The organism is Sediminibacterium sp. FW305-C-269, assembly GCF_058231045.1.
This window is the reverse complement of sequence record NZ_JBIQXQ010000004.1, coordinates 188722-214622: the sequence shown is the minus strand read 5'-3', so window position 1 is coordinate 214622 and position 25901 is coordinate 188722. Positions and strand designations below refer to the sequence as shown.

Here is a 25901-nt window from a genome sequence, read left to right as displayed (position 1 = left end):
GCAAGGAATGATGAACATCAATCGGAGTGCCACTTCAACATTCATCATTCCTTGCTCAATATTCGATATTCCTTCCCTGGCGTAACTACATATCGTTCACAATTTTCCGGTAGCTGGTCACAATCCCTTTGATCAAAGAAGAACTGAAGCCCTGGTGTTCCATTTCGTTTAAACCGGCGATCGTACAACCTTTGGGTGTGGTCACTTTATCGATTTCCTGTTCAGGGTGGGTATTTTTCTGCAACAACAGTTCTGCAGCACCTTTTACCGTTTGTGCTGCAATCAGAGAAGCCGTAGCAGCGCTGAAACCAATTTCGATGCCTCCTTGTATATTGGCACGGATATAGCGCATAGCATACGCTGTTCCACAGGCGCCCAGCACGGTAGCGGCATCCATTAGTTTTTCTTCTATGAAGACCGACTTACCCAACTGGTCAAAAAAGTCGGCAACAAAAGACAACTGGTCCTGATTAGCGCCATGTGAGCAGATACAGGTCATACTTTCCTGGATGGCAATAGCGGTATTGGGCATGGCACGGAACAAGGCAAAATCGTTGCCTACCATCTCCTGCATATCTTTGATCCATATACCGGTAACCACACTGATCAGAGAATGTTTCTTTTCATCCAGGTGTGGTTTGATCTGGGCAAGCACTTCCTTTATCTGAAAGGGTTTAATAGCCAACACAATCCAGTCGGCGTATTTTACCGCTTCCACATTATCATTGCTGATCATCACTCCTTTTTCTTCAAGTGATTTCAGCGCAGAAATGTTACGACGGGTAACGATCAGGTGTTCCGGCAATACAAACCCACTGCTGATCAAACCTTCGGCCATGGCAACACCCAGGTTACCTCCACCAATGATGGCTATTTTCTTGCTCATAACGATTGCTTTGCGTGAAGATAAGAAATAGTGAACACACGCTGCCGGCAGCACATTGCAGCAGAAGCAAGTCCACAATACTACAGGTATTGACCAGTACGCAGGTAATGACGGACATAATCATCCACACCCGCTTCCAGTGTATAAAAGGCCTTTTGGTAACCAGTCTCCCTGATCTTTTTCATGTTGGCTTCTGTGAAATACTGGTATTTATCACGGATATCTTCAGGCATATCAATGAAAACAATGTTAGGGGCCAGGTCGAGACCTGCAAAAGTGGCTTTTACCAGGTCAATGAAAGAACGTGCTGTTCCGGTACCCAGGTTGTATAAACCGTTCCTGTCAGCCGTCCAGTTGCCATTGAGTATGGTTTCCCTGATCCAGCCGATCATGGCTGTCACATCCTTTACATATACAAAATCGCGCAGCTGTTCCCCGTCTTTGAACCCTTCCTTGTGACTCCTGAATAATTTTACCACCCCATCTTTTCTGATCTGATTGAAGGAATGCCAGATAACACTTGCCATACGGCCTTTGTGGTATTCGTTAGGACCGTATACATTAAAGAATTTCAAACCTGCCCAACAGGGAGGTGTACTGGTTTGTGTGAGTGCCCATTTATCAAACTCGTTCTTGCTGATGCCATAAGGATTCAGCGGTTTCAGTTTCTCCACCACCGCATGGTCATCGTTGTACCCCAGCTCACCTGCACCATAAGTGGCTGCAGAAGAGGCATAGATCAGCGGGATCCTGTTGGCTGTACAGTACAACCAGATATCTTTTGAATACTGCACATTCAGCTCTTCGTGAATGGCATAGTTGAACTCGGTGGTGTCGGTTCTGGCACCCAGGTGTATCACGATTTCTACTTTGGGCCGATGAGCGTCAAGCCAATCAAACAGGTTATACCGTTCTACGATCTCTGAATATTTTTTCGACTCCCAGTTCTTTCTCTTTTCTTCAGATCCAAAATCATCCACCAGTATCAGGTTCTCATAACCTGCCTCATTCAGGTACTGCACCATGCAGGACCCGATAAAACCGGCTGCTCCCGTAACAATAATAGCAGCTGAATCGGATGGTCTATTATGTGAATGATGGTCTGTCATAAGAATACTACCTGTGTTTTATCAATCCGGATGCTGACAAAAGATTTAGCGCAACAATTTTTCTATCGCTGTATCATATTTTTCTTTCCAGCCATCGATGGTACCCCAGTTCTCACCGTTCACTTCTATGTTGCCTGAAGTAACTGTACCTAATCTGTTGACCTCTATTCCGGCATCTTTTGCCAACTTCATTATACGGTCTTCCTGCGCTGCCGTACAGGATACCACCACCCTGCCTTGTGCCTCACCAAACCAGTAAGCATCTTTACGCAATGAACTTTGTGCAGACACACTGAATCCCAGGTTTCGGTTAAATCCACTTTCCAGCAAAGTAATGGCCAGTCCACCCTCGCTGATATCATGGACACTCTGCACCTGTTTTTCTTTGATGAGTGCTGCTACCAGTTGCTGTACGGCCAGTTCTTCATCCAGGTTGAAATAAGGAGCCGGTGAATATTCCACCTGCTTCAGTTTATGCAGGTATTCTGATGAACCGATATCGTTCTGCTGTTTACCGATGAGCAGGATCACATCACCTTCAGATTTGAAATCCAGTGTCATACGGTTAGCGAAATCATCCAGGATTCCTACCATACCGATGGTAGGTGTAGGATAGACAGGACCTTCGGGATTCTGGTTATAGAAACTTACGTTACCACCTGTAACCGGTGTATTGAATTTACGGCAGGCATCACCCATACCGGTCACTGCTTTCACAAACTGGTAATATACTTCCGGGTCGTAAGGGTTACCGAAATTCAGACAGTTGGTCACACCAATGGGCTCGCCACCACTGCAGACAATATTACGAGCTGCTTCGGCAACAGCGATCATACCGCCTGTGTAAGGGTCGGCGAATACATATTTGCTGTTACAATCCACCGTAATGGCCAGTGCTTTTCCGGTTCCTTTGGCCAGCACGACAGACGCATCGCTGGGCTCATTGGTAGAGGCATTGGCAGCGCCTACCATGCTATCATATTGCGTGTACACCCAACGTTTGGATGCAATATTCGGGATCTGTACCAATTGCTCGGCTACCGGTTTCAGTTCAGTGATATCCTGGATACTGTTTGCGTCAAAAGCTTTGATCTTTGCGAAATAAGCGGGCTCTTTGTAATCACGGGTGTATTGTGGGGCGCCGCCACCCAATACCAGTTCGTGTGCGGGTATTTCGGCTTCGAGTGTGCCGTGCATGTAAAATTTCAGCAGCCCATCATCGGTCACCTGCCCGATCTCACTGCAGCTCAGGTCCCATTTTTCAAACACTTGTAAAACTGCAGCTTCCTTACCTCTTTCTACCACCACCAGCATACGCTCCTGGCTTTCGCTGAGCAGCAGTTCCCAGGCTTTCATATTTTTCTGGCGGGTAGGTACCTTATCCAGATCAATACGCATACCCACACCACCTTTGGCACTCATTTCTGCCGTTGAACAGATGATGCCGGCCGCACCCATATCCTGCATACCGATAACAGCACCGGTTTCGATCACTTCGAGACAGGCTTCCAGCAGTTTCTTTTCCTGGAAAGGGTCGCCCACCTGTACAGCAGGAAGCTCTTCCACGCTGTCTGATGTAATATTGGCCGAAGCAAATGATGCTCCTCCAATACCATCTTTTCCGGTAGCACTCCCTACAAAAAACACGGGGTTACCGGTTCCTGCAGCAGTAGCGCTGACCATTTTATTGGCCTGCATAATACCCACACTCATGGCATTCACCAAGGGATTGGTATGGTAACAGTCTTCAAAATACACTTCACCGCCCACAGTAGGCACACCAAAGCAGTTACCATAATGGCCAATACCGTGTACCACCCCACTCAGCAGACGTTGTGTTTTTTTATCTTTCAGGTTACCAAAACGCAGGCTGTTCAGAGAAGCAATGGGACGGGCGCCCATGGTAAAAATATCGCGCTGAATACCACCTACGCCGGTAGCAGCACCCTGGAAAGGTTCAATGGCGCTGGGATGGTTATGACTTTCAATCTTGAATACTACGCCGAAGCCGTTACCCATATCCATCAGGCCGGCATTCTCTTCACCTGCAGCTACCAGCATACGGCCACCGTTGCGGGGCAGGGTCTTCAACCACTTGATAGAGTTTTTATAACTGCAGTGCTCACTCCACATGCCGCTGAAAGCACACAACTCGGTAAAGTTGGGGGTGCGGCCTAATTTCTGTTTGATGAGTTCAAATTCTTCGGCCGTAAGACGAAGTTGTTCGGCGGTTTGGGCGGTTATTTCCATGATGCCGCGAAGGTAAGAAAGTAGCCGTAAGAGGCAAGATGAAGTTTTGTAAAATGGGTATCAACAACCTGATGAAAGGCTATTGCAGGAACCAGTCAGCCGGTTACCCGATAGCCAGGGTCAACCATTTTTCCCACCAAGCTCCTGCACAGTTTTTTTTGTAACCCATTCCCATATCCCCCATTCACAGGTTTGTCTGTGTTTCTTATCCAATATACTATCCATAAACCGTACCTGTACCATAGATAACCCGTCTCTTTAAAGAGGCGGGTTATCTGCGGGTCATAGGCGGGTTATCTGCGGGTTATCTGCAGGTTATCCTCCTGTTATGTACGGATAATCAATGAGTTAACCCAGTTTCAACAGCAGAACATTATGTAAGTAACTGATTATCAAATAATTTGCAGGAAAACAGGGATAGTTGGCAGAGACGCTATTGGCCTATACAGATGATAAGGGGAAGGCTTATTTTCGGCCTGCTTGGTTTGTTAAGCAAATGGGGTAATCAGCCCTGGCTTCAGACCCATATTGCATATCAGCCGGGGCAGTTCGTTTTTCTGTCACCAAATATGTTTCTTGTTCTTACCCTGTTTGTTTATACACTGATTATCAGGTTAATCAAGGTTGGGTATCCGGGGTGGGCGGGAACTGATGAAAGCGTTTTCAGCAAACAGCCTGAATTGGCTTTTATTTCCCGATAACTGAGGTTTTTCGTTAGTCAATGACTGAGAAATTACATCACTGACAAACAAATTAAAATTATATCTATGTTTAAATTTTTCCACATTTTTATCATTTTATAACCCATCTAAAAGATAAAAATTACATTTTCCAGAATATTCTGCTTATTTTTGATCAGTCAAAAAAAAATAATCTTATGTCATTACGTTTTTCAGCAATCGAAAGTATCGCCAAAGAAACTGGTGATGCACCGGCTCCAGCCAGCCCAAAGATCACTGCCATTTTCAATGAAAATGTGTTCACACTGAAAACTGCCCGTGAATATTTGAGCGACGAAGCTTATAAAAGCCTTGCGACCAGTATCCGTGGTGGTAAGAAGATCGACCGTACCGTGGCTAACCAGATCGCCAATGGGCTGCGTGCCTGGGCAGAAAGCAAGGGTGTTACCCACTATACACACTGGTTTCAGCCGCTGACAGGAACCACTGCTGAAAAACACGATTCTTTCTTCACCCTGAAAAGCGATGGTACCGCTATAGAAGAATTTGATGGTGCCGCGCTGATCCAGCAGGAACCGGACGCTTCCTCTTTTCCCAGCGGTGGTATCCGTGCCACTTTCGAAGCCCGCGGTTATACTGCCTGGGATCCTTCTTCTCCTGCATTTATCATTGAGATCGGCCATGGTAAAACATTATGTATTCCAACGATCTTCATTTCCTATACCGGTGAATCGCTCGACTACAAAGCTCCATTGCTGAAAGCGGTAGAATCCCTGAGCAAAGCAGCTGTGGATGTTTGTAATTATTTCGACAAGAACGTTACCAAAGTAACTCCTACCCTAGGTTGGGAGCAGGAATATTTTGTGATAGATGAAGCTCTTGCCACTGCACGTCCCGACCTGATCCAGTGTGGCCGTACCGTATTTGGCGCTTCCCCTGCCAAGGGCCAGCAGCTGGAAGATCACTATTTTGGTTCTATCCCTGAAAGGGTATATGCTTTCATGCGCGACTACGAGCAGGAAGCTTACAAACTGGGAATCCCTTTACGTACCCGCCACAATGAGGTAGCCCCTGCGCAATTCGAGTGTGCCCCGATCTTTGAAGAAGTGAATATTGCTGTTGACCATAACACCCTGCTCATGGATGTGATGAGCCGTGTGGCCAAGCGTCATAAGCTGGTGGTTTTACTGCACGAGAAACCTTTTGCCGGTATCAACGGTAGCGGTAAACACAATAACTGGAGTATGGCCACCGATACCGGTGTGAACCTGCTGGCTCCAGGAAAAACGCCCAAGACCAACCTGATGTTCCTCACATTCTTTGTGAACACCATCAAAGCGGTACATGATTACGCAGATATTCTGCGTGCAGCCATTGCTTCTGCACCGAATGACCACCGCCTGGGTGCCAATGAAGCGCCTCCGGCCATTATCTCCGTATTCGTAGGACAATACCTCGCCAAAGTGCTGGCAGATGTGGAAGCCAGGGTGAACACCAAATTCGACGAGCAGGATGAAGCCATCCTGAAACTGGACCTGCACCGCAGCATTCCTGAGCTGATGCTCGACAATACCGACCGTAACCGTACCTCTCCTTTTGCCTTCACCGGTAATAAGTTCGAGTTTCGCGCAGTAGGTTCATCAGCCAACTGTGGTATTTCCATGACCGTTCTCAATACCATCGTAGCAGATACGCTGCGCAAATTCAAGAACGATGTGGATGCTTTGATTGAGAAAGGCGACAAGAAAGAGATCGCCATCATGCACGTGATCCAGAAATACATTGTGGAAAGCAAAAAAGTATTGTTCGAAGGAGATGGTTACAGCGACGAATGGCATCACGAAGCAGAACGCCGCGGTCTGCCCAACCTGAAAACCACACCGATTGCCCTGGACGCTTTACTCACTGACAAAGCCAAAAAACTGTTCGAAAGCACCGGTGTTTACTCTCATACAGAACTGGAAGCAAGACACGAGATCGAACTGGAGAAATATATCAAGAAAGTGCAGATCGAGGCACGCGTGATGGGCGACCTGGCCATTAACCACATCATTCCTGCTGCAGTTAAATACCAGAACGAACTGCTGAGCAATATCAATGGATTAAAGGCAGCCGGTTTACCGGAAAGCGCTTACAGCAGCCAGCTGGAGATCCTGAAAAAAGTAAGTGAACATATCCAGGTGATTCACACCAAGGTACATGCCATGGTAGAAGCCCGTAAAATTGCGAACAACATCGAAAACAGCCGTACCAAAGCCATCGCCTACGAAAGCCAGGTGAAATCTGCTTTCTTTGATGAGATCCGCTATCACGTTGACAAACTGGAACAACTGGTTGACGATGATATCTGGACCTTACCTAAGTACCGTGAAATGCTGTTCTTACGTTAAGACTTTTGACTTGCGTTATACCGCCCTGCTCCTATACCCGAGCAGGGCTTTTTTTTAGCGGATTAAAGAAACGTTAAGTACCCGTTGCTGCCGACTACCGACCGCCATTGACCGAATACCTGTTGTTCTGAAAAAGATTTGCAATAATTTTCTATACTAAACTCTTAAAAAGAACTGTATGAAAAAATTATTTGTATGCATGGCTATTGTATTGGGTTGTTCCATGACAACCGTAATGGCCCAGGGACCAGGTGGTGGTCAGCAAATGACACCCGAAGAAAGAATTGCCATGATGAAAGAAAGGCTGAAACCATTGGGTCTTACCGAGGTTCAGACAGATTCTGCTGTAGCGGTCATGACCGACCGTTCATTTATGGCCAACATGGGTAATTTCAGGGAAATGGCTCCGGAAGAAAGACAGGCTAAGATGAAAGAAGTTGCCGAAGCAAGGAAAAAAAGACTGGTAAAGGCCGGATTATCCGAGGAACTGGCTACCAAAGTAATCGAAACCATGTCTATGCGTCCAGGTGGCGGCAGAGGTGGTGGTGGCAGATAATCACTCCGGATCAAAATAAGAAAGGCGCTCCATGGGAACGCCTTTCTTATTTTAACGAATCCATGTTTCGAATTGTTGGTATTTTAGACGGTACAATTTTATGTTTATGAAAGCGCAATACGTAACCACCGTTATCTTATCAATCCTGTTATCAGGCAATCTCTCCGCACAGGAAAACAGCATCAAACGTTCTTCTGAAGAAATGCGGGAACTGTTCGGTTATTGCGATAAACCGGCACTTATCAAAGAATGGAAACTATCTGCAGCACTGGCCGATAAGATCGGGGATATCGATCACTGGGCCAGGCAACAACAGGCAGCCATTGATGCCAATACAAATGAAGTGTACGCTACCCAGGGTGAGCTGATGCAGGATGTATCTAAAAAGTACAAATCACTGGGTCTGGCACCCGACCAGGTAAAAACCCTCTCTGATCCCAAACGGATCTTTGAAATCAGCACCCGGGCCTGTCCAGTGATCACCCTGCAGGCGAACCCTGTTTTTGATACCCTGAATGCGCAAAAAGCCCTACTGCTGTATAAAACAAAATATCGCAAACCACTGATCGAGAAATTGGGCGTCAATGGCAGACAGGCAGATATGCTACTGGAAATAGAAGTGTGGAAACAAAAAGAAGCGGCAACCATTGCCGCCATTCCGGAAGCTGATTTCAACCGTATCCGCAAAACGGTGGCCATGTATGCAGAGAGGCAGCGCAGATGGAAAGTAGTGGGTATTGGTGAAGAACAATTTGAACCAATGGCCCAGTTCTTTAATCAAAATACCTTGTAAAAAATCGTTTTCAAAGTAAAAGCCCCATTTTTCAATGGGGCTTTTATTATTTCATCTTGAATGATTCCAGGAACTTGGTGGTGAAGTTTCCTTTCCGGAAATCCTCGTTCTGCATCAGTTGCAGGTGAAAGGGAATGGTCGTTTTCACACCTTCGATCACATATTCGCTCAAAGCCCGATACATGGTATCGATGGCTTCCTCGCGGGTCTGTGCTACGGTGATCAGTTTGCCGATCATGGAGTCGTAATAAGGTGGTATCACGTAACCGGCATATACATGGCTGTCTACACGAACCCCATGCCCGCCGGGCGTATGCAATACCGTGATCTTACCAGGTGAAGGGCGGAAATCATTATACGGATCTTCGGCATTGATACGGCATTCGATGGCATGCATCTGTGGTTCGTAATTACGGCCAGAGATCTTTTCGCCCATGGCGATCTTGATCTGTTCCTTGATCAGGTCAAAACTCACTACTTCTTCCGTAACGCAGTGCTCTACCTGGATACGGGTATTCATTTCCATGAAGTAGAAGTTGCGGTGTTTATCTACCAGGAACTCAATGGTTCCCACACTTTCGTAATTGATGGCTTTGGCCGCTTTGATCGCTGCTTCCCCCATTCTCTGGCGCAGTTCGGGCGTCATGAACGGTGAAGGCGATTCTTCCACCAGTTTCTGGTGACGACGCTGGATGGAACAGTCACGCTCGCTCAAATGACACACATTACCATACTGATCACCGGCTACCTGTATCTCAATATGCCTGGGTTCTTCCACGAACTTCTCCATGTAGATTCCATCGTTCTTAAACGATGCGGCAGCTTCCTGTTTCGCAGTGCTGTAGGCTTTTTCGATTTCATCTTCATTCCATACCACACGCATCCCTTTACCACCACCACCGGCAGTTGCTTTCAGGATCACAGGATAACCTACTTCTTTGGCAAGTGATTTAGCCTGCTCCACGCTTTCCAATAAACCTTCTCCGCCGGGTACTACCGGTACACCTGCACGGATCATGGTGTCTTTTGCGGTGATCTTATCACCCATCTTATTGATCATCTCGGGTGTAGGCCCGATGAACTTGATACCATGATCGGCACAGATCTGCGAGAATTTGGCATTTTCAGCCAGGAACCCGTAACCGGGGTGTACGGCATCTGCATTGGTGATCTCTGCAGCAGCCATGATATGCGGAATATTGAGGTAAGAATCTGAACTGGCGGGTTTACCGATACAAACGGCTTCATCGGCAAATTTTACATGGAGACTGTCTTTATCGGCTGTAGAATACACGGCAACCGTTTTGATACCCATCTCACGACAGGTGCGGATCACCCGGAGTGCAATCTCTCCCCTGTTGGCAATTAATATCTTCTTAAACATCCTGTGAATTTGAAAATTTGAAAATTGGAGAATGTGAAAATACCGGCATGAGCTGAGAAATTTCCGAATGAGGTGGTCACCCCATTTTCAAGTCTCAAATTGCCGCATTTTCAAATTTCCTAAGCCGGCTCCACCAGGAACAAAGGCTGGTCATATTCTACGGGACTGGCATCTTCTACCAATACCTTTACAATAGTGCCTTTGATCTCTGCTTCAATCTCATTAAAGAGTTTCATGGCTTCGATGATACAAACCACTTTACCCGGTGCAATTTCAGTACCTACTTCTGCCAGAATGGGTTTATCCGGTGCAGAACGACGGTAGAAGGTTCCGATCATCGGGCTTTTGATGGTTACCAGGTTATCGGCTTTGGGAGCTGCTGCGGCGGGTGCCGGTGCAGCGGCGGGTGCAGCAACAGGAGCTGGCTGAGCTGCCGCCGTAGTATATACCTGCTGGGGAGCTGCAGCCACGGTTACCACTTGTTCCTCTTTCTGTTTGATGGTTACCTTACCATCCTTATCTTCTATACTTATCTCACCAATATTACTTTTATTGATGATTTTGATCAATTCATGAATTTGCTTTAAGTCCATAAATGGCAAGTTTTAGGGGTAAAAACAGTGATTTTTGCTCAAATAGGGGGGCAAAATAGCCCTTTTTTGACAAAATCGGGTATTTTCTTTATTTGCGGGTTTGCGTATTTTCTGCCCCCATACCCGGTCAGAGGGTTAAAAAAGGACAGCCTGGGCTGTCCTGATATTATTGAAATAGGCTGATTGACCGTTCCGGTCTGTCAGTACCTTATTTTTCTTCTTTAACCCGCTCTACATATGAACCATCCTTGGTGTTCACGCGGATCAGCTCACCATCCTCCACAAAAAGGGGGACCATTACGGTTGCACCGGTTTCAACGGTTGCTGCTTTCAGCGCACGGGTAGCGGTATCACCACGCAGACCCGGCTCGCAATAAGTGATTTTCACCACAATCTTCTCGGGCAGTTCCGCACCGATAGGCAGCTCTGTTTCTGTGTTGATGAAAACGAACACTTCCGCACCTTCCATCAGGAACTGCGGAGACTCGATCATTTCTTCACCTAAAGCAATCTGCTCAAAAGTCTCATTGTTCATGAGATTGTAGCCGGTATCGTCTTTATATAAGAACTGGAAAGCTTTTTTCTCTACACGAACTGGAAAGATATTCTCTCCGCTGTTCCATGTCTTTTCAATAGAACGTTTGTTGTCAACGCCTTTTAATTTGGCCCACACTTTCGCAGCGGCACGGGCTGTTTTGTTCTCTCCAAATTCCACTACAGAATATAAACTGCCGTCTAATTTCAGGATCATACCACGGCTGATGTCGGATGTTGTTGCCATTGTGTTTGTTTTTAAATGAATCGTCTTCTCAGACAGCGGCAAAAGTAGGGATTGGCGACCAAAAACAAGAAAGCTTGTTTGGGGAAAGTTCCCCCCTAATCCCATGTTTTGCACGAATACAGCGTCCTGGGAGGGCCTTTGGCAAGGTACACGATCAAAATTCCGGCCCGGATAAGCTGCAATCTGCCATATGGCAGTATCTACTACACAGATAACCACAGCTTATGAAAACAACTCTACGCCTTGTTTTGCTCAATTTACTCCTGTTGACCACCCATTATGTACTGGCCAACACCGTTATCGTAAAAGGAACATTGAAAGATGCCACTAACCTTCCTGTTGCCAATAAAAAAGTAAAGATCTACAGTATCGACAGCACCAATGGCGGCTGCGCCCTGGTACATACCACACTGAGTAATACCAACGGATACTATACGGATACCCTCACCTGTAACGGCGATATCCGGAAACTCCTGATACAGGTGGAAAACTGTGATGGCACTACGCTGCAACGCGATCCTGCCGTGGGCACCAACAATCTTGTTGAGGTGAATTTTGTGCTTTGTACCAGCAAACCGACACCCGTTTGTAAAGCCACATTCTCATACACATCGGTTGCCACCGGTATCAAATTTAACGGCGCTGGAGCCACAGTCTCTACGGGTGACAGTATCATCAGCCGTACCTGGGCCTTTGGGGACAGCAGCGCCGCCCTGACCGGCAACCGGGTAGATCCCACACATGTATATGCCAAGGCCGGTATTTATACAGCCTGCCTCACTATTACCACCAAACTGGGATGTCAGAGCAGTTACTGCCAGCAGGTGGTTTTCACACCGGCATCCAACGATTGCCAGGCCGTTGCTGTTATTACAGTGGAAAAGCTGGCTCCAAAAAAATTCCGTTTCAACAGCGGCCAAAGCAGTACCTTACCGGGAGACAGTATTTTTCAACGCATCTGGAAATTCGGCGATGGCAGTTCACTTGACGGCAACCTTATTAACCCCATAAAAGAATTCCGTGATACAGGCAGTTACACCGTTTGCCTGAGTATCCGTACAGTAAAAGGATGCGGAAAGCAGATTTGTATCAGTCTGCTGGTGAAAGACAGCACCGCCGGCACAACTGTTCCACCCACCTATTGTAAGGCACAATTCGGCCTTGCCATTGAAGGTAAAACTGTAAAATTCAATAGTGCCAGTTCCTACGCGGGAAACAGTGGCGACAGTATCATTGACCATACCTGGATATTCGGGGATGGTTCTGCCCCACTTACCGGCAACCGGATAGACCCTTCGCATAATTACAGCAAAGCGGGCAGGTACACGGCCTGCCTGTACATCAAAACAAAAAACGGCTGCGAAAGCAAGACATGCCTGGAATTGGACATCAAAGACAGCACGGCCATTCCCAATACCTGTAAGGCCTATTTTACCTGGACTATCAAAGATTCGCTGGTCATGTTCAACAGTGCAGACGCAAAAGCAGCCGGTGACAAAGACAGCATTATCAGCCGCACCTGGTATTATGCAGACAGTACCAACTCCGTATCACTGGGAGGCAATGTGATCAGTCCTTCGTATCCATACACCCTGCCTGGCTCCTATACTGTATATCTCGTCATTAAAACAAAAGCAGGCTGCGAAAGCAGGTATGCATCTATCGTTGTGATCAAACCACGCATAGCTACTGGCTGCCAGGCGATTGTGAAATACAGTGTACAAAACAATGTTGCGTATTTCAACAGCGGACAGTCACGCGGCGCCAGTATTACCGATAGTATTCTCAGCCGTACCTGGTTCTTTGGTGACGGTTCTGCTGCATTACAGGGCAACCGTATAGATCCCTCACATACCTATCTCAAACCCGGGAAATACCTTGTCAAACTATACATCAAAACCCGGAGTGGTTGCGAAAGCAACTATTCTGACACCATTACCATTGGCCTTGTTAACTGTACAGCAGATCTAAAATTCACTGCTGAGCGGGTAAGTCTGAAGAAAGTAGTATTCAACAGCAGCCAGAGTAAAGCACTGCCCGGCGACAGCATTATTCAGCGGGTATGGAAGTTCGGGGACAACACGATACTTTCAGGCAACGAGATTAAAACAGTGAAAGAGTACACTTTACTGGGAGCCTATACCACCTGTCTGCAGGTAAAAACAATGAATGGCTGTGAGGCACAAGTCTGTAAACAGGTTGTGATCGGGGACACCCTCAATACACCACAATCGAGCGTAGACTATATCAAGATTCTCCAGATCAACCCCAACCCTGTGGTTACCCGGATGATGACCATCCTGTATAGCCGTAACAGCAATATAGAAGCAGAAATCACCGTCTTTGATATTTACGGAGTGGCAAAACTCAGACTGAAGAGAATACTGCAACAGGGCAATAACCAGGTAGAGATAGGCTGCGAATCATTGTATCAGGGCCCCTATTTTCTGAAAGTGACGACTAAAACGGGTAAAGACAGCAAGCTGTTTTACAAGCTGTAATACCCGTTCAAAATACTGGAGATGGTAACTCCGTCAGGCATATTATAGTCTCTACTTTTATCTCTTAAAATAAACTTAAAAGGAATTTATCATTAAACCCATCAGAAATAAAGGGGTCTTTAATTCATTATCAACTAAAAAAAACATCATGAAAAAGATCCTGTTTGCTTCTGTAGCATCCTTACTGCTGGCAACAACTGCCATGGCCCAGGCCACCGCCCCTACTGCAAAAAATGCCGCAACAGAAAAAAATGCGCCTGGAAAAGAGAAAAGTCAGCACCACAAGGAAATGAAAGAAGCTGAAAAAGCCACCGCTAAAGCCAGCCATGCCGAAAAAAAAGAGGCGAAAGAAGAAGCTAAGGAACAAAAGAACGTTTCGAAAGCAGCTGCAAAAAAAGCAGAGAAGGAAACGCCAAAAGAAAAGAAACACTAATAACAACTACCCCATAAGCGCCGGATATAAGCCGGCGCTTATTTTTTCCGGAAATAGCCCCGATTCTGCCCAATCTATCGGAATAGGGAGCAGAAACACCATCCCAGCTCCCCTGTTTTTTCTGGGAAAAAACCTTCGCGTCGGGCCCTGCCGTTAAAAAATCAACAAAGTTTAGCCTTCAAATAGGGTCGCCTTGGCTGTTTTAACCTATTTTTGCCGCGAATTTCAAAACCACAGAAATAATTTCCCATGGCAGTATTAGTAAATAAAAACTCGAAGATCATTGTTCAGGGTTTTACCGGTACAGAAGGAACCTTTCATGCAACCCAGATGATTGAATATGGAACCAATGTAGTAGGCGGCGTTACCCCTAATAAGGGTGGGACCATGCACCTCGACAAACCCGTATTTAACACTGTGGCCGATGCCGTTAAACAAACCGGCGCAGATGTAAGTATCATTTTCGTACCGCCGGCTTTTGCCGCTGATGCCATCATGGAAGCTACCGATGCAGGTATTGCACTGGTGGTATGTATCACAGAAGGTATTCCTGTACAGGACATGGTAAGGGTAAAGAACTATCTGCTGGGTAAAAACACCAGACTGGTTGGGCCTAACTGCCCGGGTGTGATCACTGCCGGTGAAGCAAAAGTCGGCATCATGCCGGGCTTCATCTTCAAACCGGGTCGTATCGGTATCGTTTCAAAAAGTGGCACCCTCACATACGAAGCTGCCGACCAGGTAGTAAAAGCTGGTCTGGGTATCAGCACTGCCATCGGTATCGGTGGAGACCCCATCATCGGAACCCCCACCAAAGAGGCAGTGGAATTGCTGATGAACGATCCTGAAACCGATGGTATCATCATGATCGGTGAGATCGGTGGAAGCATGGAAGCTGATGCAGCCCGCTGGATCAAGGATAACAAAAGAAAACCTGTGGTAGGTTTCATTGCCGGCCAGACAGCACCTCCCGGACGCCGTATGGGACATGCCGGAGCCATCATTGGCGGTGCCGACGATACAGCTGCCGCTAAAATGAAGATCATGGCAGAATGTGGCATTGAAGTAGTAGCCAGTCCCGCCGATATCGGTATCACTATGGCTGCCGCCCTGAAAAAATAAATTGAATACCCGCTTATATCCGAATCCCGGTCAACCTCTGACCGGGATTTTTTTGCGCTTATACCAGTCATAGGTATAGTATCTTTAGAATCCCTCCGGAGATGTACAATCTTTTGTTAATCGGCACAAACATGTGTGAATTAATCAGCATGTTTGCATCCTAACCTGAAAGGAATGGTTTCATTGAAATATACATACATGAAGCTCAGAAAACTATTGGTTGTTGGTACTCTTTTCCTGGCTGCATCAGCATCTGCGCAAAATACAGATACGGTTTTTCAAAAAGAATGGCTCCAGATCGATACACTCATCGTACAAAAGGACCTTACCAGGACGGCTCTAGATAAAATAGCCACTGTTTACAGGAAGGCCAAACAGCAAAAGCTGTCTGCACAATCCATCAAATGCCTGATCTACCAGTACAGTTTACAACAAAAACTGACCGACAGGACCCCGAATCTGTTTCTGAAGCAGGTTCAGGATGAACTGGCACATACCCGCAATGAAACAGAACGGGCCATCCTGCATGCACTGCTGGCCAAGCTATACCTGCAATACCGGAACAATGCGTTCTGGCAGATCAGTCAAAGAAAAAAAACGGATACTCCCGGAACAGATATCACTACCTGGGGATTAAGCGAATTTTCCCAGGCCATTGACCAGCATTACCTGAGTTCTCTGAAAAATGCACTACGGCTGCAGCAGGTTCCGGTATCGGCTTACGATGCCGTGATCAGAAAAGGCAACAGCCGCTTTTTGCGCCCCACACTTTACGACCTGCTGGCGCATGAAGCACTGGATTATTTCAAGGCAGGCGAATATTCCGGAGGACGTGTTGCCCCGATTCTGCCTGCCAATCGTTTCCTGATCCCCGTTCAGCAGGCTCTGGCACCCATGGATGCGTTTACCGGCCATCACTTCGTGACCAGGGACAGCAGCTCATCACAATGGCAGGCTTTGCAGCTGTTCCAGCAGCTAATGCGTTTTCACAGGAATGATGTGAACAAAGAAGCACTGCTGGAGTTAAACACAGAACGCATACAATGGGTATACCAGCAGACAGACATACCCGGCAAAGAGAGTTTGTATACCGCCGCTCTGGAAGAAATGACGAGACTGTACCCTGCATCTGTCAGTACCTCACAGGCCTGGTATCTCCTTGCCAGGAAAGAAGCTGACAAGGCCGGCAGTTACCAACCCTTTCAGGATACAACGAATAGATGGTCCTACCGGCGGGCAAAAGACATAGCAGAAAAAGCGCTGTTGCGGTATACAGAAAAAATATCGCACCCGGGTATCAGTAACCTGCGTAACCTCCTGGCAGAAATAAAGCAAAAGGAACTGAGTAGCCGGACAGAAGCCGTAAACCTTCCTGGCAAAGCCTTTCGCGCATTGGTAAGTTACCGGAATGTGGACACCGTCTATATCAGGATCATCCGGCTCAGCAACAAACAGGTAAATGAAAAAGCAGGCGATGTGCACAGACCCTGGCAAAAACTGCTGGAACAGACGCCCGATCACCAGCTACGGTTGACACTGCCTGGTTCCGATGACCACCAGCCACATGCAACCGAGATCATGCTGAATAGTTTACCGGTGGGACAATACGCTTTACTTTGTTCAGATAACAGGAGCTTTAACGATAGCCTGCATAAAATAAGCCTGCAGTATTTCCAGGTATCGCAATTGAGTTATATCCGCAACGGCATGGATTATTTTGTCCTGAACCGTGCCACGGGCCAGCCCATTCCCCAGGTGCGTGCAACCATTTATGAATATCGTTATTCACTCGGAGAAGGTGAATACACCAAAGCAGCAGAACTGATCACGGATAAGAACGGACATTTCAGACATGCCAATAACCAAAGAGCCGGCAACACGAGGATAGAACTGACACTGAAAGAGGACAGACTGCTGCCAGCCATTACAGAACGTATTTATTACAATTACGAGATGATGCCTGTGAACAGGGACAGCATTTCTTACGAGATCAATAACAGCAGGGTTTTCTTTTTTACAGACAGGAGTATTTACCGTCCCGGGCAGACGGTTTTCTTCAAAGGCATTGCCGTTACAAAAGACATACATACCAGGAACAGCAAACTCATTACATCAGCCGAAAAACACTGGGTGTACCTGAACGATGTTAACGGGAAACACGTAGACTCGATCCAGGCAGTGCTCAATAGCTATGGTTCGTTCAGCGGCAGCTTCCGTATACCGGCGCAGGTACTTACCGGCCGCTTCAGCATTACAGTACAATACATACCTGCTGAAGGCAACACTTTCTCCGTAGAAGAATACAAACGGCCCGCTTTCCAGGTATCTTTTGAAAAAGTGAAAAAAGCTTACCGCCTGAATGATCCCATCACCCTAACCGGGAATGCTGTTGCATACGCAGGCTATACTATCAGCGGAAGTAAAGTGGTATATAATGTTACACGTACCAAACACTATCCCATACCATGGGGCTACCGCTTTGATTACGACCGTGGCAGTGAGGAAAGACAGATCGCCAATGGCGAATCAGTTACGGATGACAGCGGGCATTTCTCCATTTCCTTCAAAGCGCTGGCAGATGATATTACTGACCGTTCGAACAATTCCTATTTTTCTTACAGGATATCAGCAGATATAACTGATATCAACGGAGAAACCAGGAGTGCTGAAACAACGATCCATGCCGGATATTCATCGCTGTTACTATCGCTGAATACTCCGGAAAAAGTTGGGGTGGACAGTCTGAAAAAAATAAATCTGTCAACCACCAATCTCAACAACGAAAAGCTGCCAGCCACTGTACAGATTCAGATCTATTCATTGCAGGAACCAGGCCGTATCATACGAAAACGTTACTGGGATCGGCCAGACCAGTTTATGATGCAGGAAGCGGATTTTATAAAAAACTTCCCTTCCGATGAATACCATGCAGAATCCGATTATCATACCTGGCCAACACATCAATTGGTGCATACAGGCAATATAGACACAAGAGAATTGGATGCATATCCCGTCGCCGCAGGAACACTTGCTCCGGGATTCTACAGGATCGAAGCCTCCGCCACCGATCCTTATGGAGAAAAAGTCAGCACATCCAGTTACCTGCAGGTATACCATACCAATACCCATGCATTCGGCAACCATACCCTTGTATTCCATGATTCCGAAAAACAATCCATACAACCCGGAGAAACGGCTCAGTTTGTCAGCTACACCCAGCCCGCAGACGTGTTTGTCATCAGGCAAAAACGACAAAACAACCTGCTACAGGAGAATTACCAATTCATTCAAAAAACAAAAGGAGTAGAAAACATCCGTTTCACGGCTACTGAGGCAGACAGGGGCGGCATAGGAATTACAGAAGCATTTGTATGGGATAACCGGGTATACAGTTTCCTGTACCAGGTTGAAGTGCCCTGGCGCAACAAAGAACTTACCATCCGTTATGAAACCTACCGTAACAAAACAGAACCGGGCAGTAAAGAAAAATGGACACTGACCATTGAAGGCAACCAGGGAGAAAAAACAGCTGCCGAGTTACTCACAGCCATGTACGATGCATCTCTTGACAAATTCTCCCGACATGAATGGAACATTCCTTACCTATGGCGTAACAGCTGGATACAGAATGAATTTAACGGGATCAGCAACTTTACAGAAAATATCTCTACAGGCAATTACCTGCCCCAGAACATACCTTCTTTTTCTGAGCTCGTATTTGACCAACTGGCTGATGACGCATCCCTGTTATGGAACCAGAATCTGGCTCGTTTATTGAATGATCCCCACCACCGCCTCTCAAGATCACTGAGAGAGAAACTGGACGAATTGAATGATGGCATAGTGGCCGGGTATACTAATACCGGGAAGAAAACAATGGCACAGAAGGTTGCTGCCCTTCCAGTCAGCAGCATGCATGCCATGCGGGAAAATGAATCGTATAGGACTTCTGATAATGCTGCGCAAAGAGTCTTAGCCAAAGCTCCGGCTACCGATAAAGAGGAAGATATAAAAACACAGCAAACACAGGCGGCAACAGGTATCGATCTCTCCAATATCATACCCCGCAAAAATTTTCAGGAAACCGCTTTCTTTTTTCCGCAGCTCTATGCTGATTCAACGGGCAAATACAGTTTTAGTTTTACCATGCCCGAAGCGCTTACTCAATGGAAATGGATGAGTTTTGCCCATACCCGGGAACTGGCATTCGGGTATACAGACGAGTCTTCTATCGTTACCCAGAAAAAATTAGTGGTTCAACCCAATACCCCCCGTTTTTTACGTGAGGGTGATCATATTGAATTGAGCGGTAAAATTGTGAACCTGGGCGAACAGGAACTGACCGGACAGGTAACACTTGAATTACTTGACGCAAGTACCAACACTTCCGTAGACGGGTGGTTCCAGAATGTGTTCCCTTCTCAATACTTTACCGTAGAAGCCGGAAAGAGCAGTATCGTCAAATTCCCTATACAGGTGCCTTTCAATTTCAACAGACCGCTTACCTGGCGTATCAAAGCGGGCACAGGTCTGTTAAGTGACGGGGAAGAGAACACTCTGCCGGTGGTCACCAACCGGCTGCTGGTAACCGAAAGCCTGCCGCTATTCATCAAAAGTGATACTACGCAAACCTTCAGGTTCAACAAACTGCTCCACAACACCAGCGAAAGCCTGTCGCAGCAGGGTTTGACCATTGAATTCAGCAGTAACCCAGTCTGGAATGCGGTACAGGCGCTACCCTACCTGATGGAGTATCCCTATGAGTGTGCCGAGCAGAGCTTTAACCGCGTGTATGCCAACCTTCTGGCGTCATGGATCATGAACAGGAACAGCAGGATCAGGAAAGTGCTGGCGCAATGGCAGCAAGACAGCAGTTCACTGCAAAGTAATCTTCAGAAAAACGAGGAACTGAAACAGTTGCTGTTGCAGGAAACACCTTGGGTATTACAGGCAGAAAACGAAGAGGAGCAAAAGAAAAACATAGCCCTGCTGTTCAACCTGGTAAAACTTGAGAACCAGGCATCCATATGGATCGGCAAACTTGCACAAATGCAATTGCCCAATGGCGCTTTCAGCTGGTTCGGGGGAGGATATGAAGACCGGTTCATCACCAATTATATACTTACCGGCATCGGCAAACTGAAGCGCCTGGGAGCGCTATCACCCGAAATGGCAGGAAAAATGCGCAATATTACGGTGAAAGCCATCCGTTTTCTGGATGCAAAGATCCAGGATGATTACCGCCTTCTGCAAAAAGCCGGGCTCAGCAAAAGCACGGAACTCAATGGGACCCATGCCGATTATCTGTACATGCGCAGTTTCTTCCGGGATATTGCACAACAATCTCCGGAAGCTTACCAGTTCCTGCTGGCACAAGCCAGAAAATACTGGACAAAACAGAACAGTTTTTACAAAGCAAAACTGGGACTGGCATTGTATCGTACAGGAAATGAGCAAACTGCCACTAAAGAAATACTTCCTGCATTACTGGAAAATGCCATAACCGATCCACAACAAGGCATGTATTGGAAATCGGCCTACGCCGGAAGCTGGTACCAATCCCCCATTGAACACCAGAGTATGCTGATCAGCTTTATGAGTGAGATCAACCAGGACACCAAAAATGAGCGCCTGAACAAGCAGATCTATGACATGAAGACCTGGTTACTACTGAACAAGCAGAGCAACCACTGGAAAACGACCATCGCAACAGCCGATGCCTGTTATGCACTACTGGCAAATGGTACAGACTGGCTGAATACAGACAAACAGGTCTCCATACGACTTGGTCAGACAGAGATCAATAATGAGACGCAACCTTCAGAAACGGCCACAGGTTATTTCAAAAAGAGGATCGATGGTAAAAAGATCAGCACCGACATGGGCAACATCACCGTGACCGTTCAGTCAAAGAACAGTTTCCCGCAAACGAAAGAACCGCAAGGGTCGCCTTCCTGGGGCACTGTGTACTGGCAATATTTCGAAGACATGAACAAGATAACGCCAGCAAACACGCCCTTATCGCTTACGAAAAAACTGTTCATCGAAAAAACCAGTGACCAGGGAAAGACACTGCATGCAGTAGCTGAAGGAGAGACATTGGCAGTGGGCGATAAGCTGATCGTTCGTCTGGAACTGCGCAGCGACAGGGACATGGACTACCTGCACCTGAAAGACATACGGGCAGCTGGTGCCGAACCTACCCATGTACTCAGCGGTTACAGATGGCAGGATGGGCTGGGTTATTACGAAAGCACCAAAGACATCAGCAGCCATTTCTTCATCGACCATCTGCAGAAAGGCAGTTATGTATTTACGTATCCTATGTTCGTTACGCATAGCGGCGAGTTCTCTGCCGGGGTAGCCAGTATCCAATGTATGTATGCACCGGAATTCACCAGTCATTCAGAAGGTATCAGGATCAGGGTAAGTAATCCCTGATGCTGATGGCACTTCTGCGGCCAGAGATCATTTTTTCAGGGAGTCAATATTATTTTATCTACGGATCCGGTTCTTGCTGGGTGCGGGCTTTTTATTCATCTTTGCAGGTATGCAAGTGGATTATATCATCGTAGGCCAGGGTATCTGTGGTACGTTTTTGAGTCACGAACTGATCAAAGCCGGTAAATCCGTACTGGTGATCGATGAAAGCAAACCCAATTCCTCCACCAAAGTGGCCAGTGGCGTCATCAACCCGATCACCGGCAGAAGAATGGTGCGCACCTGGGAAATCGAAAAATTGATGCCTTATGCCGTTCAGGCATACCGGGAATTTGGCGAAGAGCTGGATCTTCCTTTGATCCGGCAGTGTAACATTCTTGACTTTCATCCAACACCGCAAATGGTGATGGCATTCCGTGAGCGGCTTCCCGAAGAGCAGGAATTCCTGCGCTACCCGTCAGACCCGGATCATTGGAAGCAATATTTCCATTTCGATTTCACAATCGGCGAAATAAACCCTTGCTGGCTGATAGATCTGAATGCACTATTAGCCAGTTGGCGGACAAAACTGCAAAGCCAACAGCAACTGCTGGAAACTTCTTTCCAACTGGAAGATTGTACCATTGGTCAGGATGAAGTACGCTACCAGCAGATACATGCAAAAAAAATATTGTTCAGCGATGGCGTGGCGGGCTTCGATAACCCCTACTTCCAAAACCTTCCTTATGCAAGAAATAAGGGGCAGGCTTTGATCGTACGCATACCCGGCTTACCCCGGAACCATATCTTTAAACAGGGGTTTGTGTTGGTTCCCTGGAAGGAGCCTGACCTGTTCTGGGTAGGCTCTACCTATGAATGGGATTTTACAGATACCCATCCATCCGCAGATTTCCGGAACAAAGCAGAAGCGCACCTGAAACACTGGCTCAAACAATCCTTTGAAACTGTAGATCATCTGGCCGCTGAGCGGCCGGCTAATATGGAAAGAAGACCCTTTGTGGGCCTACATCCGCTTACACCTACCGTTGGCGTATTCAACGGAATGGGAACCAAGGGATGTTCACTTGCCCCTTATTTTTCAAGGGAGTTCGCGAATTATCTTGTTCAGGAGAGTCCCATTCATCCCCAGGCTGATGTGCGCAGGTTTACTAAGATTTTAAGCCGTTGATTGCTGACAAAAAATTAATATTGTATCCATCAAATCACTGCTAACGTCATTTCAATGGATACGCTGAAAACCCCTGTCATCAGCAATGCTGACAACAGTTATATCATCCCGCTACGCTACCGGAAAATGGAGAACCTGCATATTGTTTTCTGGCTTTTCAAAGACGTGGCCTGGTGTATGGTATGGAAACCGCTGGGTATTGTCATGATTATTCCAACCCTGGTGATATCAATCATCATTGCCTGGCGTACCAGGCAGTATATGTCGGAACTCTGCCATAACCTGGCCATCACCATCTGGATCAGCGCCAACTCTTACTGGATGGTGAGCGAGTTTCTCGGTTTTGACCATTATGCGTTGATCGGTGAACTTAGTTTCAAACACCTCGCATTGATTCCTTTTACGATCGGGATACTGATACTGGGCTTCTACTACCTTGTCTGGAAGCCCCGACACCCGAACGAACTTGAAACCATGTAGCAAAAACGCCGGGAAAACAGCCATTTTACCGTTCATCAAACATACTTTACCACTTGTGAAACCGCAAGTCCCGTTTAACCCGGATCCGCTTTATGGTGTACTACGCTTCACCATATCTTTACGCCATCAAAGTAAATGGAGCCTCGCTCCCATGTAATATGAACCACTTGCCCGAATCTCTGCTTTTTAGATTTCGTCAGCACATCAAACCACCAGGATTCTAAATCCTCCGTTCCACCCACCTTTCCGGACAAAGAAAGCAAGTAACACCCGTCTTTACTGCAGTTGGTGACAGCCACCGGTATATGCTGTATCATACGTGTTACCCATCCTCCTATCTCAGGGTACCGCAGTGCGGTAGTGGAAGCGTATTCACCCAACCACCTTAACTACTTATGTTTTTATCAATGAAACCAATCGTTCTCGCGATTCTGGGAGGTGCTATCCTGCTTTGGTTATTCTCCTCTTCAGCTGTGTCTGACAAAGGCACAAAAGCAGCTGCACAACATACTGCTTCACGGCCTTTTCTTCAACAGACCTCCCGGCATTAATATCTACGGAAGGTATAACGGGCAATGGTATATCCATCATAATTGGTAGCGATGAGGCGGCTTCCGGTATAAGTAATATCATCAAACAGCAGATCCGCAGAGCCTGCAGTAACCGGATCGTATACATGGATCTCGAACGAATCATGCAGATCGTTGTAATAGTTACCATACTGATCGTAATAACCGGATTGAATAGTACGGATGCGCCAGTTGCCGCGCATTAAATTGTATCCATCATCATATTCTGCTGAACCGTTGTTATAAAAACGGAATACCCCGTTTTCAAGTCCGGTATTAAAATAGTACCAGCCATTACCACTGTTGCGCGAGGATTCGCTCAACATCCAGGATCCGGCCACAGATGGCTGCGTGCTGCCAACCACCGTTTTTACACAACTCTGTGTCAGGAACAACACAGCCAGTAATATCAGGTAGTGTATACTTGTTTTCATAACATGGATTTTGGTAACAGATCTTATTTCTGTTACCTATCCAATTCTGTTACCAGAAAACAATTTCTAAGAATTAAGGCGGGCTTTTATCGTTTTTTTAACAGAGCCCATCATTCATCCCATTTGATCTGGGATGCAAGAATGGTAGTGCCCAGTCCCAACACGGCGATCAGCGTGAACGACCAGCGGAGACTGAACGCCTGTGCCATAAAACCCACTACCGGCGGCCCCAGAAGAAAGCCCAGGAACCCAATGGTGGATACAGCGGTCAATGCTACGCCCGGCGACAGGGTCTTTGACTTTCCCGCAGAACTGTATACCAGGGGTACTACCGACGAAACGCCGATACCGACCAGCAGGAAACCGATAGTTGCCGGTACTATGTAAGGGAACAAGACCGAGATCAGTAAACCCGTAGCAATGGTAATACCACTGCTTTCCAGTACCAGTTTCTTGCCTATTTGGGTAACCAGCCAATCGCCCAGGAATCTGCCTCCTGCCATGGTGCTCATGAAAGCGGCATAGCCCAGTGTGGTCATTTCTTTGGGAACAGCCACCACTTTTTGAAAATAGACACCACTCCAATCGAACATGGTTCCTTCACAAACCATACAACTAAACGCAATCAGACCGAGTTTTAATAAATGTTCATCCGGTTTTACAAACAGGGGTTGATCAGGATGGCCGGCATCTTTGGGCAAGGCATAATTTCGGACAAGAATCACACTGACAATACAGGCGGCAGCAACAAAACAGAAGTGAAGCCATGGTGTGATATTATTAGACACCACAAATGTGCCGATAGCCGCCCCCGTAAAACCGGCCATACTCCAGATACCATGAAAGGAAGCCATGATGGAACGACCATATAGGGCTTCTACCCCAACGGCCTGGGTATTGATGGCGATATTGCAGAGGTTGCCCAGCAATCCGAAAGCAAATACCATGGGGACCAGCTGCCAGATGGTTCCTGCCCAGCCGATCAGCACCAGGCTGGCGGGGTAAGCAATGGCCGCCACTGAGATCACCCGTTTACTGCCAAACCTGGCCACCAGCCATCCCGCGAAGGGCAGACTGATCATGGAGCCCACCGGCAAAGCAAACAGAACACCACCCAAAGCAGCATCGCTCAGGTGCAGTTTGAGCCTGACATCAGGTATACGGCTGGCCCAACTGGCAAAATTGAGCCCGGCAATAAAAAAGAAAGCCGCCACCGCCAAACGATGGGCTTTTCGCGATACAGTGCCTGGTTGCATGATACAAAGATGCTATCTAAATCAACATTTCCCGCTTTTTGGCCCCAAAATCCCCGGATGGGCCATTTCGGTTAT

17 protein-coding genes are annotated in these 25901 nt (G+C 47.0%); 9 read left to right on the top strand and 8 right to left on the bottom strand.

Annotated elements, in window-relative coordinates:
• Positions 1–85: 85 nt before the first annotated feature.
• The 3 genes from proC to purL form a co-directional block, all read right to left on the bottom strand.
• Positions 86–886 (bottom strand): pyrroline-5-carboxylate reductase, encoded by an 801-nt coding sequence (proC, locus tag ACH3Y6_RS14550; protein WP_490836354.1) that lies wholly within the window; start codon positions 884–886, stop codon positions 86–88.
• 80 nt (positions 887–966) lie between these two features.
• Entirely contained in the window at positions 967–1995 is a 1029-nt protein-coding gene (gene rfaD / locus ACH3Y6_RS14545; protein WP_490836353.1) for an ADP-glyceromanno-heptose 6-epimerase, read from the bottom strand.
• Between the two features lie 45 nt (positions 1996–2040).
• Positions 2041–4245 (bottom strand): phosphoribosylformylglycinamidine synthase subunit PurL, encoded by a 2205-nt coding sequence (gene purL / locus ACH3Y6_RS14540; protein ID WP_490836352.1) that lies wholly within the window; start codon positions 4243–4245, stop codon positions 2041–2043.
• An 877-nt stretch (positions 4246–5122) separates the two neighbouring features.
• On the opposite strand from purL, the gene ACH3Y6_RS14535 reads away from it, so the two are divergent.
• From ACH3Y6_RS14535 to ACH3Y6_RS14525, 3 genes are all read left to right on the top strand, one after another.
• Positions 5123–7315 (top strand): glutamine synthetase III family protein, encoded by a 2193-nt coding sequence (locus tag ACH3Y6_RS14535; RefSeq protein WP_490836351.1) that lies wholly within the window; start codon positions 5123–5125, stop codon positions 7313–7315.
• Positions 7316–7493: 178 nt separating this feature from the next.
• A complete protein-coding gene (locus tag ACH3Y6_RS14530; RefSeq protein WP_490836350.1) occupies positions 7494–7871 on the top strand; it encodes a hypothetical protein in 378 nt (125 codons plus the stop codon).
• A gap of 106 nt (positions 7872–7977) precedes the next feature.
• Positions 7978–8664: a hypothetical protein gene (locus ACH3Y6_RS14525; RefSeq protein ID WP_490836349.1), complete on the top strand. Its 687-nt coding sequence runs from the start codon at positions 7978–7980 to the stop codon at positions 8662–8664.
• A gap of 46 nt (positions 8665–8710) precedes the next feature.
• On the opposite strand, the gene accC is transcribed toward ACH3Y6_RS14525, so the two are convergent.
• The 3 genes from accC to efp form a co-directional block, all read right to left on the bottom strand.
• Positions 8711–10048: an acetyl-CoA carboxylase biotin carboxylase subunit gene (gene accC, locus ACH3Y6_RS14520; protein WP_490836348.1), complete on the bottom strand. Its 1338-nt coding sequence runs from the start codon at positions 10046–10048 to the stop codon at positions 8711–8713.
• 119 nt (positions 10049–10167) lie between these two features.
• The gene (gene accB, locus ACH3Y6_RS14515; RefSeq protein ID WP_490836347.1) at positions 10168–10641 is read right to left on the bottom strand and encodes an acetyl-CoA carboxylase biotin carboxyl carrier protein; all 474 of its coding nucleotides are present in this window, start codon (positions 10639–10641) and stop codon (positions 10168–10170) included.
• Between the two features lie 208 nt (positions 10642–10849).
• The gene (gene efp, locus ACH3Y6_RS14510) at positions 10850–11422 is read right to left on the bottom strand and encodes an elongation factor P (RefSeq protein WP_490836346.1); all 573 of its coding nucleotides are present in this window, start codon (positions 11420–11422) and stop codon (positions 10850–10852) included.
• A 224-nt stretch (positions 11423–11646) separates the two neighbouring features.
• On the opposite strand from efp, the gene ACH3Y6_RS14505 reads away from it, so the two are divergent.
• From ACH3Y6_RS14505 to ACH3Y6_RS14480, 6 genes are all read left to right on the top strand, one after another.
• A complete protein-coding gene (locus ACH3Y6_RS14505) occupies positions 11647–13923 on the top strand; it encodes a T9SS type A sorting domain-containing protein (protein ID WP_490836345.1) in 2277 nt (758 codons plus the stop codon).
• A gap of 148 nt (positions 13924–14071) precedes the next feature.
• Complete coding sequence (locus ACH3Y6_RS14500) at positions 14072–14356, top strand: hypothetical protein (protein WP_490836344.1); 285 nt, start codon at positions 14072–14074, stop codon at positions 14354–14356.
• A 249-nt stretch (positions 14357–14605) separates the two neighbouring features.
• Positions 14606–15478, top strand: coding sequence for a succinate--CoA ligase subunit alpha (gene sucD, locus ACH3Y6_RS14495; RefSeq protein WP_490836343.1), 873 nt, complete (start codon positions 14606–14608; stop codon positions 15476–15478).
• A 198-nt stretch (positions 15479–15676) separates the two neighbouring features.
• Positions 15677–21919: an alpha-2-macroglobulin family protein gene (locus ACH3Y6_RS14490; protein WP_490836342.1), complete on the top strand. Its 6243-nt coding sequence runs from the start codon at positions 15677–15679 to the stop codon at positions 21917–21919.
• 109 nt (positions 21920–22028) lie between these two features.
• A complete protein-coding gene (locus ACH3Y6_RS14485) occupies positions 22029–23087 on the top strand; it encodes an NAD(P)/FAD-dependent oxidoreductase (RefSeq protein WP_490836341.1) in 1059 nt (352 codons plus the stop codon).
• Positions 23088–23141: 54 nt separating this feature from the next.
• Positions 23142–23567: a hypothetical protein gene (locus tag ACH3Y6_RS14480; protein ID WP_490836340.1), complete on the top strand. Its 426-nt coding sequence runs from the start codon at positions 23142–23144 to the stop codon at positions 23565–23567.
• 547 nt (positions 23568–24114) lie between these two features.
• Here ACH3Y6_RS14480 and ACH3Y6_RS14475 read toward each other — a convergent pair.
• Together ACH3Y6_RS14475 and ACH3Y6_RS14470 are read right to left on the bottom strand one after the other, a co-directional pair.
• The gene (locus ACH3Y6_RS14475; protein ID WP_490836339.1) at positions 24115–24570 is read right to left on the bottom strand and encodes a hypothetical protein; all 456 of its coding nucleotides are present in this window, start codon (positions 24568–24570) and stop codon (positions 24115–24117) included.
• Between the two features lie 110 nt (positions 24571–24680).
• Positions 24681–25826 carry an MFS transporter gene (locus ACH3Y6_RS14470; protein WP_490836338.1) on the bottom strand — a complete coding sequence of 382 codons (1146 nt, stop codon included), beginning with the start codon at positions 25824–25826 and terminating at the stop codon, positions 24681–24683.
• Positions 25827–25901: the final 75 nt, after the last annotated feature.